At 60.8% G+C, this 13,613-nt stretch carries 13 protein-coding genes and 1 pseudogene; 5 read left to right on the top strand and 9 right to left on the bottom strand.

The annotated features are described in order from the left end of the window. The first annotated feature begins 14 nt into the window (after nt 1-14). A complete protein-coding gene (locus ACNA0I_RS01750) occupies nt 15-722 on the top strand; it encodes an alpha/beta fold hydrolase (RefSeq protein ID WP_415804333.1) in 708 nt (235 codons plus the stop codon). A gap of 317 nt (nt 723-1,039) precedes the next feature. Here the strand turns inward: ACNA0I_RS01750 and ACNA0I_RS01755 are convergent, their stop codons facing one another. The 4 genes from ACNA0I_RS01755 to ACNA0I_RS01770 form a co-directional block, all read right to left on the bottom strand. Further along, nucleotides 1,040-1,324, bottom strand: coding sequence for a DUF1330 domain-containing protein (locus ACNA0I_RS01755; protein ID WP_415804334.1), 285 nt, complete (start codon nt 1,322-1,324; stop codon nt 1,040-1,042). A gap of 135 nt (nt 1,325-1,459) precedes the next feature. Next, a complete protein-coding gene (locus ACNA0I_RS01760; RefSeq protein WP_415804335.1) occupies nt 1,460-2,650 on the bottom strand; it encodes an L-dopachrome tautomerase-related protein in 1,191 nt (396 codons plus the stop codon). Nucleotides 2,651-2,931: 281 nt separating this feature from the next. Then, on the bottom strand, nt 2,932-3,354 hold the full coding sequence (locus ACNA0I_RS01765) for a GlcG/HbpS family heme-binding protein (protein ID WP_415804336.1): 423 nt from the start codon (nt 3,352-3,354) through the stop codon (nt 2,932-2,934). Nucleotides 3,355-3,378: 24 nt separating this feature from the next. Continuing rightward, a complete protein-coding gene (locus ACNA0I_RS01770; RefSeq protein ID WP_415804337.1) occupies nt 3,379-4,392 on the bottom strand; it encodes a zinc-binding alcohol dehydrogenase family protein in 1,014 nt (337 codons plus the stop codon). Between the two features lie 140 nt (nt 4,393-4,532). On the opposite strand from ACNA0I_RS01770, the gene ACNA0I_RS01775 reads away from it, so the two are divergent. Then, complete coding sequence (locus ACNA0I_RS01775; RefSeq protein WP_415804823.1) at nt 4,533-5,459, top strand: LysR family transcriptional regulator; 927 nt, start codon at nt 4,533-4,535, stop codon at nt 5,457-5,459. Nucleotides 5,460-5,768: 309 nt separating this feature from the next. Here ACNA0I_RS01775 and ACNA0I_RS01780 read toward each other — a convergent pair whose 3' ends face one another. The 5 genes and pseudogenes from ACNA0I_RS01780 to ACNA0I_RS01800 form a co-directional block, all read right to left on the bottom strand. Next, entirely contained in the window at nt 5,769-6,953 is a 1,185-nt protein-coding gene (locus tag ACNA0I_RS01780) for an acetyl-CoA C-acyltransferase (RefSeq protein ID WP_415804338.1), read from the bottom strand. 31 nt (nt 6,954-6,984) lie between these two features. Further along, nucleotides 6,985-7,889: MFS transporter (locus ACNA0I_RS01785; RefSeq protein WP_415804339.1), on the bottom strand; the 905-nt coding region annotated here is incomplete at its 5' end. A 1-nt stretch (nt 7,890) separates the two neighbouring features. After that, nucleotides 7,891-8,253, bottom strand: a pseudogene (locus ACNA0I_RS01790) (MFS transporter); the annotation flags it as partial. A gap of 6 nt (nt 8,254-8,259) precedes the next feature. Further along, nucleotides 8,260-8,964: an SDR family oxidoreductase gene (locus ACNA0I_RS01795; RefSeq protein ID WP_415804340.1), complete on the bottom strand. Its 705-nt coding sequence runs from the start codon at nt 8,962-8,964 to the stop codon at nt 8,260-8,262. A gap of 165 nt (nt 8,965-9,129) precedes the next feature. Further along, nucleotides 9,130-10,620 (bottom strand): efflux transporter outer membrane subunit, encoded by a 1,491-nt coding sequence (locus tag ACNA0I_RS01800; RefSeq protein ID WP_415804341.1) that lies wholly within the window; start codon nt 10,618-10,620, stop codon nt 9,130-9,132. Nucleotides 10,621-10,717: 97 nt separating this feature from the next. Between ACNA0I_RS01800 and ACNA0I_RS01805 the strand changes: the two genes are divergently transcribed. From ACNA0I_RS01805 to ACNA0I_RS01815, 3 genes are all read left to right on the top strand, one after another. Continuing rightward, the gene (locus ACNA0I_RS01805; RefSeq protein WP_415804342.1) at nt 10,718-11,335 is read left to right on the top strand and encodes a TetR/AcrR family transcriptional regulator; all 618 of its coding nucleotides are present in this window, start codon (nt 10,718-10,720) and stop codon (nt 11,333-11,335) included. A gap of 75 nt (nt 11,336-11,410) precedes the next feature. Beyond that, nucleotides 11,411-12,508 (top strand): efflux RND transporter periplasmic adaptor subunit, encoded by a 1,098-nt coding sequence (locus tag ACNA0I_RS01810; RefSeq protein WP_415804343.1) that lies wholly within the window; start codon nt 11,411-11,413, stop codon nt 12,506-12,508. Beyond that, a partial coding sequence (locus ACNA0I_RS01815) for an efflux RND transporter permease subunit (protein WP_415804344.1) occupies nt 12,505-13,612 on the top strand: 1,108 nt, incomplete at its 3' end. The genes ACNA0I_RS01810 and ACNA0I_RS01815, both read left to right, overlap by 4 nt. Between the last annotated feature and the right edge of the window lies 1 nt (nt 13,613).

Here is a 13,613-nt window from a genome sequence, read left to right on the forward strand (position 1 = left end):
AACAGGAATCAATCATGGCCAAATTTGTTCTAGTTCACGGGGCTTTCCAGGGCGGCTGGGTGTACGCAAGGGTGGCCCGCAAGCTTCGTGACGCAGGACACGACGTCTACACACCCACGCTGACTGGCCTGGGAGAACGCGCTCACCTGGCCGACCGGGCAATCAATCTGGACACGCACATTCAAGACATTGTGAACGTATTCAGGTGCGAGGATATCTCCGACGCAATACTATGCGGTCATTCGTATGGCGGACAAGTGATCACTGGCGTCGCGAATGAAATCGGTGAACGTATCCGCACGCTCTTCTACCTGGATGCCTATGCGCCCGACGACGGACAGTCTCTCATCGATATCACGGGCAACCAAACCGCACTGGCCTTTCTCTCGCAGGCAAATCGGAATGCCGGAATGATCCCCCCTATTCCGGCCGCAGCATTCAATGTGAATGACGCGGACGCCGCCTGGGTTGACAAAATGTCGGTGCCACAGCCGCTGGCCACGTTTGTACAGGGCGTGAAGGTAGGCGTCGATTCATTACAGGTAGCCAATCGCACTTATGTCTTTGCGACAAAAAATGGTGGCGATTGGTTTGCACAGACGCACGCTCGTCTGAAATCCGACCCCAGGTGGACTGTTCACGACATTGCGTGTGGGCATTCGATCATGCTGGATCGCCCCGATGAACTGGCGGCGTTGCTAGCGGCTGAAGCGACGAATTGAGAGGGACCCTCACACGCCACCTTTGGACCGGGTGGCGTGTGCCCTGAATGTGAACGCTAATCAGCCGTCCTTCAGGTAGCCGAACCTAGCTGGCGCGTCTCATGCCTGACTGATCGCGGATAAGAATGACGGCGGCCGCGTGACGCGGTCGCACTCAGGAATAGGTAATGGTTGAACATCCCGAACGGGCTGGAGCACGCTTATGTGGCGATATGGCGTGAATGCGTTAATGCTGCCCACAGACGTCTCTGCCAATGTCAGTCGACTGGAATGGCGAGGCGTTATGAGTTTTTAGCACCTCACGCCGCCTGTTCAATCTACATTCCCTGAACAATGAAGCCGCGATAACGCGCCCCTTTAAATCGGTGCTGTGCGGCCGCCTGGTAGGCCGGGCTGTGATACCAGTTACGGGCCGCATCTGTATCGGGGAACTCAAGAACGACCACACCCTCGATTGGAGGTCCCTCCAGCACCTCAATCTCGCCATAGCCTACTCGCACAGTGACGGGGTGTCCTTGTAGTTTGTCGGGAATCTTTGAATAAGTATCCAACGCCGTTTGATCGAGCGTCTCTTCTCTCGTGAAAATGATATAGGCTGACAATTCAATATCCTTTCGATGATATGGCCAAAGGTGTCGCCACTAGTAGAACGGCCGCAGGAGCAATGCAGGGCGAGTCCGTAATCGAGCCCTCAGAAAACGCTGCTTCCTTCCCCTTTCTCATGGTGGCCTCGGGTATCAGTGAGTTGGAGCCGGGGCGGCGTCGATTTTCACGCGCAGCAGGCTGTAGGGTTTATCGCGCAGATCCTCGCCATCATGGAAACCTGCCTGACGATGGAGTTGGTTGGCAACAAAGTACAAGTAACCGTCAGGCCCGATCGACAGCGTGTCCGGCCACAGGACCCGGGGATCATGAACGATGGTCTTCCAGCGTCCGTCAGCAAATCGTTTGCGGATGCTGTTGTGTTCATAATCACCGGCGTAGATGGCACCATTGGCGTCGGCTTCCAGGCCGTCGGAGGCTCCTTTTTCCCCCAGGTCTTTCACCGCGGCTGACAGTTGAGCCTCGCTGACGCTCGGGTCGCGCAGCAGCGCGGTAGACACAGAGTACAGGTGGCGACTGGACAAAGGACTGAAGTACAGCGTCTTGCCATCGGCGGACAACGCAATGCCGTCAGATGCCACGGTCAGCGTCTTCGGCTTGCCGTCCGGCCCCTTGGTGACCAGTGCTTGCTGCCCCTCGACCACAGGAATGAAATCCGGATCCGGAGAAGTCGATTTGGCGCCATTCAAGCGTCGTACAGCGTTGCCGCTGGCGATGTCCATAACGATGATGGCACCAGGACCGGAGACGGACGAGTCGGTGACGTATACAGTGCCCTCTTTGCCGACGCGAAAGTCAAAGCGCATGTCATTTACATAGGTGCTGGTCCGCATCACGTTAGCCGGAAACACCAGGGTTTTGACGACCTTGTTGCTGGCCAGATCCACTGCCACCAGTTTCGCGCCGCCTGGCTTCGGCGCCGCAAAGCCGGGGGCCGCGGTATCGAGCAGCCAGACGCGACCCTTGCCATCGGCGACCACGCTTTGCACGCTGATCAGGCCTTTGGCGGGATCGCTAGCATCCTCCCGGTTGAACGCGGCATCGGGATAAGGAAAGACCTGACCCTCACGGATTTCTCCGACCGTGAATGCAACGTCGTCGCCCCATTTCGGGAAATTGACAAAGAGGCGTCCGTTATCGGTGACGGTGATACCGGTGGGCATCGCGTCATGAAAGGCGAACACCTGATCGAGCTGGCCAATGGATTTATCTGCCGGCGCATCTGCAGGCAACGGCGTGGCTTCGGTGGCGAAGCTGGCTTGGCTTGCTGCTGCAATCGCCAAGGCGAGCAAGGATGATGAAAAAAAGCGAGACGTCAAGGACATGAGCGGCCTCCTGGGCCTGCAGTAATAGGTTATTCAAGTAATTAGCGTGGCGAACGGTCAAAGACCGGCGACAGCTCGGCCACGCTGTATTCCCGGGCCAGCGCCTCGTCCTTCGACGGCAACGAGATTAACTGGCTATCCTATGTTCGATCAGGGTAGAGGTCGCAACGATCGCGAGGGACAGCGCGCAAGAAAGTGTTTTCTTCATTTTTATTTCATGTGGATAGAGAGACGGCCCGGTATCTATTCGCGCCATTCAGGATTGCCAGGCACTGGCCTCGTTACAGAAAACCGACGTGACGCAAAGCGTCCTCGGCAGCCTCGTGGTCTTGGGTGGAAGTCCCGCCGGATATACCGATGCCGCCCAGGATCTGTCCTTCGTGAATGATGGGTACGCCACCGCCGACCGGCGTCATGCGTGGGTGATGCGCCAGCGCGGCCACAGTGGGGTCTGCCATGTGCTGGTTCCATTGATGTGTACTCAGGCCAAACGAGGCAGCCGTCCAGGCCTTGTCCGTCGCCACACCAACGGTGAGGAAAGGGGCCGTATCTGCGCGCTCAAAGACACGCAGATGCCCTCCTGCATCAGTGATGGCGATGGTCGCGGCGAATCCACGCTCGGCACAAGCGCGACGCGCCTCTGCCAGCAATGCTTGAGCGGCATCCAAGCTGATCGTCGCCGTATTGATGATTTGCGATGTCATTTGCGTGCTTCTTTTCAATAGCGTTCAGGAGTTGACGATCACGACTTTGCCGATCATGCTGCCGGCCTCGACCAATGCATGCGCCTGGATCAGACTCGCGGCGTTCATGCCATCGATGCGCTGAGTGAGGGTGTGTTTGATATCACCTCGATCGACCAGATCAGCCACCCGGCGCAGCAAGGCATGTTGGCGAGCGATGGATTTGGTGGAGAACATGGCTCGCGTGAACATCAGTTCCCAGTGGATCGAAATGGACTTGCCCTTGAATGGTCCGATATCCAGATCCACGGGATCGTCGATGAGCGCGAACTGACCCTCGGGGCGCAGCACCGCGGCGATCTGTGGCACATAGGCTGCGCTGTGGGTCAAACCGGCGACATGAGAGACGTGCTCGATACCGAGCTCGGCCAATTGCGGTGCCCAGGGCTGGCTATGATCGATCACGTGGTGCGCGCCATGCGCCAATACCCAGTCGCGGGTTTCTTTGCGCGACGCTGTGCCGATGACGGTCAGGCCCGTCAAGGTGCGCGCCAATTGCGTCAGGATGGAGCCGACGCCGCCAGCGGCGCCAACGATCAACAGGACATTGTTGTCCGTGGGGTCTGCCTCCTGCACACGCAGGCGGTCAAACAGCAATTCCCAAGCGGTAATGGCCGTCAGCGGCAGCGATGCCGCTTCGGCGAAATCCAGCGAGGTCGGCATCGGTCCAACGATGCGTTCGTCGACAGCGTGCAGTTCGCTGTTGCTGCCCGGACGCGTGATGTCACCGGCGTACCACACGCGGTCACCCTGTTTAAAGCGCGTAGCCAGCGGCCCGGTGGCACGGACGATGCCGGCGGCGTCCCAACCAAGGATGCGAGCGCCATTCGCGGGAATATCGCCACCGAGCCGAACCTTGGTGTCAACCGGGTTGACCGATACCGCTTTGACCTCGACCAGCAGGTCGTGGTCACGCAGTTCCGGCACCGGCACCTCAATGTCTTGCAGGGCCTGTGGGTGCGTGACGGGATGATTTTGGTGTAAGCCTATGGCCTTCATGAGAGGACTCCTGGGATAGCTGAAGATGATGGGATCCCAGAAGGTCATTGGCTAACTGGGAAGACGGACTTCATGCTAACTTTCTTCAATCTCCAGATAAATCCGCTAAAAACCTAAACACTTTCTTTGATTTGATGAAAATCATTCGACTCGATGACGTTCAAATCTTTGTACGCACTGCGGACGCCGGCAGTTTCTCGGAAGCGGCACGTCAGCTGAACATCGCGCCCGGCGTGGCTAGCGCGTCTGTACAAAGGCTCGAACGGACGCTCGATACCCGTTTGTTCACACGCTCCACACGCAGCATGCAACTGTCGGAGGCCGGCGAGCGCTACCTGCCCCATGCGCGGGCGATGATTGACGCGCGGGAACAAGGCGAACAGGCCTTGGCCGACGGCCGCTCGGCACTGAGCGGCCCGCTAAGGCTGTCGATGCCTTCCGATTGCGGGCGCAACGTGCTGCTGCCGTGGCTGGACGAATTCCAGCACGAGCACCCGGGGCTGTCGCTGCACCTGAGAATGAGCGACCGCCCTGCTGACCTCATCCGCCAGCCGCTGGATGCCGTCGTCCGCTACGGCACGTTGGCCGACTCGTCGCTTCTGGCGCTGCCTCTGGCCAGTCACAACCGGCGTGCGTTGTGCGCCGCACCGGCATACCTGGAGCGGCACGGCACCCCGATCAAGCTCGACGACCTGCGGCGTCACAACTGCCTCCGGTATGTCTGGAGTGAACAGATCTATGATCGATGGCGCTTTACATTGCCCGGTGGAGATCGCACCGTGGCGGTCACGGGCAACCGAGTCAGCGATGATGCCGATGCCGTGCGTCGCTGGAGCGTCGCCGGCGAAGGTGTGGTCTACAAATCGCGGTTGGACCTCATTGACGATCTGAAGGCGGGCCGGCTGGTGGAGCTGCTTCCCCACACGCATTGCGAGCCTGCCCCGTTGCACCTCATCTGTGCCCACCGTTCACGACTGACACCCGCGATCAGCCAATTGCATGCTTTCCTGCGGGAACGTTGCGCCGCCCTATTGGCCAGCCACCCACCCCAAGACGAGATTGGCTGAGTTGGCCGAGCGGCAAGGGGCTATACCGGAAGCAAATGCCGTTCTGGAAAGACGACATACGCGGTCATATCGATGCACCGAGTTCTTCGACCAGTCGCTGGATCATGTGGTCAAAGCACGCTAGTTGAGCCGCGCGGCCCTTAAGCCCGCCCATCCTGCGGACGATTGAACGCCAGATAGGCTACCGCATTGCGCGTCGCGCTGGTCCGGCGCTGCCATGCCACCTCTTCAGTTACCCACTGACAGCCCTCGCCGCACTCCAACCTCCCACGCCCCCTTCGCCTCCTGTGCAAGGTGGTTGGGCCCGATTCAGCGCGGAATCTCGATGGCGATGGCTGTCGCTTCGCCGCCACCGATGCACAGCGACGCCACTCCGCGGTGCAGGCCGCGCCGACGCAAAGCATGCAGCAAGGTGACGATCAAGCGGGCGCCGGTCGCACCAATGGGATGGCCGAGCGCGCAGGCGCCACCATTGACGTTGAGGCGCTCGTACTCGATGCCGAGCTCCTTGGCCGCAGCCATGGCGACCACGGCGAATGCTTCGTTGATCTCGAACAGATCGACGTCACCCAACGTCCAGCCCGTCTTGTCGAGCAGCTTGCGGATCGCTGGAATTGGCGCCGTCGTGTACCAGGCCGGCGTCTGGCTGTGGGTGGCGTGCGCCCTGATCTCGGCCAGGATCGGCAAGGACTCCCGCTCGGCCCGCGAGCGACGCATGAGAACCAGCGCCGCAGCACCATCGGCGTTGGCCGACGCGCTTGCGGCCGTAATCGTGCCGTCGGCGCGGAAGGCGGGCTTGAGCGTCGGGATCTTGTCGGGCGAGACCTTCAGCGGATGCTCATCATTCGCGACGATTCTGGCGCCACCCTTGGCCTCGATCGTGATCGGAGTAATTTCGCCGGCGAAGGCGCCGTTCTCAATGGCCGTGCGGGCGCGCATCAGCGTCTGCACGGCATAGGCATCCTGGTCGGCGCGGGTGAAGCCGTAGGATTTAGCTGTAGCCTCCCCGAAATCGCCCATCGCCCGGCCTGGCTCGTAGGCATCTTCCAGGCCGTCGAGCATCATATGGTCGAACACTCGGTCGTGCCCGGCGCGGTAGCCGCTGCGCGCACGTGCAAGCAAGTACGGCGCGTTCGACATCGACTCCATGCCACCAGAGACGACGACTTCGGCGGCTCCGGCCAGAATCAGGTCGTGCCCCAGCATCGTGGCCTTCATCCCTGAGCCGCAGACCTTATTGATGGTGGTCGCACCCGTCGCATCGGGAAGGCCCGCGCCACGCGCTGCCTGGCGGGCTGGAGCCTGCCCCTGGCCAGCGGGCAGGACGCAGCCCATCAAGACTTCCTCCACGCGGTTGGCCGGCAGTCCAGAGCGCTCCAGGGCGGCGCGGATGACGTGTGCGCCAAGCTGCGCGGCCGATGCGGGCGCCAGGTCGCCAAGAAAGCGGCCAAGCGGTGTGCGTGTTGCAGCGACGATGACGATGGGGTCAGACATGGTTGATTCCTTGGTAAGGGTTGCGCGTGCCCTACGGCGCGGTCGAGTGCCGTTGACGAAAGCCAGCGGCGAAGACGATGAGGGACAGTGCGGTGCAGCCGGCAAGGACGAGGCCCAGCGCGGTGTAAGCCGTCACATCGAACGTGCTGGCGATACTGATGGTGAGTGCCGCGCTACCCATCTGGAGGAAGCCGAGCAGCGCCGAGGCCGTCCCCGCCTGGTGGCCGAATGGTTGCAGCGTGATCGCGGTGCCCAGCGGGTTCACCATGCCCATGCCGAACAGGAAGACCGTGAGCGACAGGCTGAACATCGTGACGGTCTGCGGGCTTGCCAGCAGCAGGGTGCCTCCGGCAAGCGCGATGACGATACCCGCCGTTGCCATTGGCTTCTGACCCCAGCGATGCGCCAGCCGCGGCGCCAGCAGGCCGGCGGCAAATACCACGAACACGGTTGTGGCGAAGAACATCCCAAGCCCGAGCGAAGAGAAGCCCAGGCCGTCCATCAGGATCGCTGGCGCCGTCGCGAAAAAGCCGTAAAGCCCGCCAACGACAAAGCTCACCGATACAGCTGGCACGATGAACAGGGGATCGAGCAGCAACTGCACATAGCCCTTCACGATGGCGGCCATCGAGACTGCCGCACGTCGATCAGCAGGGTGCGTCTCGCCGGTACTGATGATGTAGTGCGCCGCGAGTACGAGTCCGAGCGCACCTACCAACATAAAGGCACCGCGCCAGCCGACCACGCTGTTCAGCGCACCACCGAGCAGCGGCGAGAAGCCCGGCGCGGCAGCCATTGCCACCATGATCAGTGCCAGGGTCTTAGCGAGCGCTTCCCCTTCGAAGAGATCACGTGCGATGGCGCGTGACAATACGGAAGCTGCGCAGACGCCCAGAGCCTGCACGACGCGGCCAACGACGAGCCAGGGTAGGCTCGNCGCCAGCGCGCACAACGCGCTGCCCGCCAGGAACACAACAAGCCCGCCCAACACCAGCCATTTCCGACCGAAGCGGTCCGACAGCGGCCCAACAAAGAGCTGCCCTACCGCGAAGGCGACGAAGAAGCTGCTGAGAGTGGCGCCGAGATCGTTGGTCGAGACACCGAGCGCGCTCCCCATGTCTGGAAACGCGGGCAGGATGATGTTGGTCGACAACGTTCCCAGCGCGGCCAAGCCGGCCAGCAGGAAGAGCAGCGAACCGGTCAAGTGACGCTGGGTTGGTAATCGGTGAGCGTCGAGGCCCGTACTGCTCGGCACTGTCTGCAGATTGGGACTCTCCGTGGTTTGTCCGGGCATGGGCATCTCCAATCAGCCGGCAGCCATGTCGTTGAGGTAGACGCCATGCGACAGGCCGTGCTTGACCTGGAGGGACGGTTCGTCGACGGTGACTTCTTCCTCGCCTGCTTCGAGCGCATCCAGCGTGCGGCACACCACGTCCGCGGGCTTGGCCTTGGGAACGTCAAAATCGCGCACGAGGTCGGTGTCGATGAAGCCGCCATGAAACCCCAAGACCTGGGTACCCTGGGCCCGCAGCTCGTGGCGCAATCCATTGGTTAACGACCAGGCGGCTGCCTTCGAGACGCTATAGGCGGCGATTGCCGGCGAATTGATCCAACTCGCGATGGAGAGGATATTCACCAGCGCGCCGCCGCCGTTGCGCCCCAGGATGCCCGCAAAAGCGCGACTCGTGTCCAGCGCGCCGAAAAGGTTCGTCTCCAGTTGCTCGCGCAGCAGCGCGTCGGAGTTGTCAGTTAGGAGCCCCCCCAACCGGGCGATGCCTGCGTTGTTGATCAACACGGTGACATCGCCACAAGCACGTGCGGCTTGCGCGACCTCTTCCGGCTTGGTCACGTCCAGTTGGATCGGCACCACGCCGGGGAGCGTGACCGAGGCTGGATTGCGCGCCGCAGCGTAGATCTTCGCGGCACCGCGTTCCAGTAATTGCTTGGAGAACTCAAGACCGAGACCACGATTGGCCCCGGTGACCAGAGCAACAGAACCTTTGAGCTTCATGGGAAATCCTTCTGCGCTGAGCGCTTCTCGTTGATATGACGGACGTAATGTTTACGGCCGTGAAAAACTCCGCCTCCGCTGGCATGTCGGTGGGATGTGTGCCTTTGCGCGCACATGCTCCGACGATGCCGAGGCCTGTCACGACGACGCGCTTGCTTCTATCGATCATCGGGCTACCTCTTCGTCAAGAGTGCGAGCCTGCGCCCTTGCAACTGCCACGTCTTCTGGCAATTCCCACCCACCGCCGAGAGCTCGGAATGACGCGATGGCCGCTCGTGCAGCTTCTGTCTGAGCTTGGGCATATGCATCACGTGTCTGCAGCAGATTCTGATCTGTGTCTAATACTTCGATCAGGCTTGCCGCGCCGCTCTGGTAGGCTGTGAGAGCCATTCTGTTGGCATGTGCGAAGGAGTCGACCCCCTGCGCCAAGGTGCGTTCCTGCTCCTCGCGCTTGACTAAAGCTATGAAGGCATCTTCGACATCCTGCGATGCTCGGAGTACAGCGAGGCGGTAGGCGGCCAGCGCCTCGGCAGTCTGTCCACGCGCTGCGGCGATCTGTGCGTCAACACGACCGAAGTCAAACAAGCGCCAACGCAGTCCAAGCACTCCTTGGGCTTGCGATGCGCCATCAGTGAAAAGGTTGCCCGAAGCAGTGGTGGCCGTGCCCAGCAAGGCGCCAAGCGAGAACTTGGGGAAGTACTCGGATATGGCCATACCGATGCGAGCGTTTGCTGCCGCCAACCGGCGCTCGGCAGCGATGAGGTCTGGCCGTCGACGAATCAGGTCGGCGGGCGTGCCCGCATGGCCGATAGCGGGGGCATCAGGAATCGCTATGACCTCGCGGAAGTCTTCGCGATGGGTTCCAGGTTGAACGCCAAGCAGCACGTCCAATGAGTTCATTGCCGAGTCCAGCGCAGCCTCAAAAACCGGCACGCTCGCTTCGACCTGAGCGAGTGCACCTTGCGCCTGCCGCACGTGCAACTCGGGGGCTACGCCTTTTTGGTATTGGAGTTCGACGATGGACAGCATCCGCCGCCGATTCGCAGCCTGCTGCCTTGCGATCTCCAGGCGCGCCTGTAATCCACGGATCGCAACGTAGGTGTCGGCAGTCTGCGCGGTCACGGCCAGTTGGATTGCGACAGCTCCTGCTTCCGACGCCTCGTATGTGGCCGAAGCCGCTTCTTTACCGCGTCGAAGGCCACCGAAGAGATCAAGTTCCCAGCTCGCGCCGGCACCTATTTCGTAGTACTCGCCGCTGCGGTCGAAATCAGGCGTTGCATTGAGCAGCTTGCCCAAAGGCGTTTGTACGGACTGGTACGACTTGACGCCTTGCGCGTTGACATTCCCCGAGGGCAATAGGGCCGCATTGGCCGCCCCCAACAACGCTCTTGATTGCTCCAGGCGAGCACTTGCTTGGGCAATGTCCAAGTTCTGCGCAAGCGCCAATTTCACAAAACGATTCAACAGCGCATCATTGAACCCTAGCCACCAGGTCTCCAAGTTGGGAGCACCGGCCTTCTGACGCTGATCGATCGCGGCTTGGCCTAAGTATTCTTTCGACTCGGGCGCTGCCGGCTTGACGTAATCCGGCCCAACGACGCAGCCGCTCATGAAAAGCGTGAGCAGCAAGACAGACGTTTTTTTGCAGGCGCGCATGAAGACCATCCGAGAAAGTAAAACGAAAGTGACTAGTGACGAGTATACAATTTGGTCACTTATTGTCAACTCGTGCCGTACGGGGTATAAGATTTAAATGAATGAAATTGCATCTTCCTCAGCCGGCCAACGTGGGCCGGCTGACCACGATATTCGTGACCAGATCGTGGCTGCTGCCAACAAGCACTTCGGTCACTTCGGCTATGCCAAAACCACTGTGTCCGATCTCGCTAAGGCGATCGGTTTTTCCAAGGCCTACATCTACAAGTTCTTTGACTCGAAGCAGGCTATCGGCGAGGCCATCTGCAGTCAGTGCCTAGGCACCGTGCTGGCGTCGGTTCACACCTCGGTCGCAGAGGGAAAGTCCGCAACGGACAAGTTCCGCCGCCTCTTCCAGACGCTGGTTGCGCGGACGTCCGAGCTCTTCTTCAATGATCGGCAGCTCTACGAGGTTGCCGCCTACTCCAGCTCTGAAGGTTGGCAATCGTCGCGGAATTATGAAGAGCAGATCCGGGGTATCTTGCTGGAGATTTTGCGCGAAGGCAGGGAGAGCGGCGAGTTCGAGCGCAAGACGCCCCTGGATGAAACGGCGCGAGCAATCTTCCTGGTCATGCAGCCCTTCGTGAAGCCATTGCTGCTGCAGCACAACCTGGATCTCATCGACGAAGCACCGAAAGAAATTGCGGGCCTGGTCCTGCGAAGTTTGGCTCCGTAATTAACTAGTGACCATTGACGTTTTTGGTCATTAGGTACAGAATGGCCCCTCTTTGCGTTCCTGAGAGGTCCTCCTGTGCGTCGTCATCGCGAGTTTTCGTTCGTATTGCTATCTGCATCGTTGCTCGGTTTATCCGCATGCACACCATCGGTTTCAGACGACCCACGCACAGAAACCAAACTCGTGCGTGTGGCGACCGTCGAAACGCCTACAGAGGCATCCCGCTCCTTCACCGGAGTAGTTGTTGCCCGAGTTCAAAGCGACTTGGGTTTCCGTGTTCCAGGGAAGATCGTCGAGCGATTGGTCGACACCGGGCAGAGTGTTCGCAAGGGCCAAGCGCTGATGCGCATCGACTCTTCCGATCTCGTTCTGGCCAACAGGGCGCTGGAAGAGGCAGTCGCTGCCGCAAAAGCACGCGCTCTGCAAACGTCGGCGGACGAAGAACGGTTTCGCGACTTGGTCTCTGCTGGTGCCGTATCGGCTTCTTCGTATGACCAGATAAAGGCGGCGGCCGAATCGGCCAGGGCGCAATTGCGTGCCGCCGAGGCGCAAGCAAAGATTGCACGCAACGAAATGGACTACGCCGAGCTACGGGCAGACGCCGACGGCGTGGTGATGGAAGCCATGGCAGAACCTGGTCAAGTCGTCACGGCAGGCCAGATCGTCGTGCGCCTGGCGCGTTCCGGTCCCCGCGAAGCGAGCATTGATCTGCCGGAAACCATGCGGCCGGCTATCGGCAGCGGCGCACGGGCCACGTTGTATGCCGGCGATAAAGTGGATGTCGCCGCCCGCCTCAGGCAGTTGTCCGACCGCGCAAACCCGGTCACGCGGACCTTCGAAGCCCGCTATGTCCTCGACGGCGTCGCCGCGCAGGCCCCGTTGGGCACCACGGTGACGTTGCAATTGCCTGACCGCAACGCTTCACCGTCCTTGTCCATCCCGCTGGCGGCCGTACATGACCCGCAAGGCAAAGGGCCCGGCGTCTGGGTGATCGGCGGCGAACCGCTGAAGGTGACCTGGCGCCCCATCCATCTGCTCTCGATCTCCGAGGAAACCGCGCGCGTTCAAGATGGTCTGAAGCCGGGCGAGCGCTTTGTTGCTCTGGGTGCGCATCTGCTGCACGAGGGCGATCGTGTCCGCCTGGCTGGCCAGCCGCAGGGTGATCGCAAATGAGCGGCTTCAACCTTTCCGCCCTCGCGGTCCGTGAGCGCTCGATCACGCTGTTTCTCATTGTCGCCATCGTCATCGCAGGTGCCTACGCGTTCCTGAAACTTGGACGTGCGGAAGATCCGAGCTTTACCGTAAAGGTAATGACGTTCTATTCCGTTTGGCCCGGCGCAACCGCCCAGGAAATGCAGGATCAGGTTGCCGAGCCGCTCGAAAAGCGCATGCAGGAACTCAAGTGGTACGAACGCGCCGAGACGTTCAGCCGTCCGGGCCTCGCGTTTACCACCGTGACGTTGCGCGACAGCACGCCGCCGGGGGATGTACAAGAGGAGTTCTACCAGGCCCGCAAGAAGCTCGGCGATGAACGGCTGCGACTACCGCCTGGCGTCATAGGCCCCTTCATCAACGATGAATTCTCCGATGTGTCCTTTGCCCTGTATGCACTCAAGGCGCCGGGCGAACCCCTGCGCCTGCTGGCTCGCAAAGCGGAAGAACTGCGCCAGCGGCTACTGCAGGTCCCAGGGGTCAAGAAGGTAAACATCATCGGCGAGCAGCCGGAAAAGATCTTCGTCGAGTTCGGGCATGAAAAGCTGGCCAATCTGGGCGTTTCCGTTCCTGACATATTCGAGGCACTGAATCGCCAGAACGTGGTGACGCCGGGAGGAACCGTCGAAACCCACGGACCGTCCGTATTCGTGCGCCTGGATGGTGCCCTGGACGATCTGGAGAAAGTTCGCGCAACGCCGATCGTCGCGGCGGGACGAACGCTGAAGCTGTCCGACATTGCCGACGTGCGCCGTGGATACGAGGATCCGCCGTCATTCCTGTTGCGCAGCGAAGGCGAGCCCGCGGTGATGCTCGGCGTGGTCATGAAGGATCGGTACAACGGTCTTGACCTGGGCGCCGCGCTGGAAAAAGAGGCTGGCGCCATCCAGAACGAGATGCCCTTGGGCATGACTTTCACCAAGGTCACGGATCAGTCCGTCAATATCCGTGAAGCCTACGACGAATTCATGATGAAGTTCTTCGTGGCCTTGGTGGTGGTGATCGCCGTGAGCTTGCTCAGCCTCGGGTTCCGGGAAGGGATCGTGGTGGCAGCGGCGGTGCCGCN

Source organism: Bordetella muralis (genome assembly GCF_965139205.1).
Taxonomy (GTDB): domain Bacteria; phylum Pseudomonadota; class Gammaproteobacteria; order Burkholderiales; family Burkholderiaceae_B; genus Bordetella_A; species Bordetella_A muralis.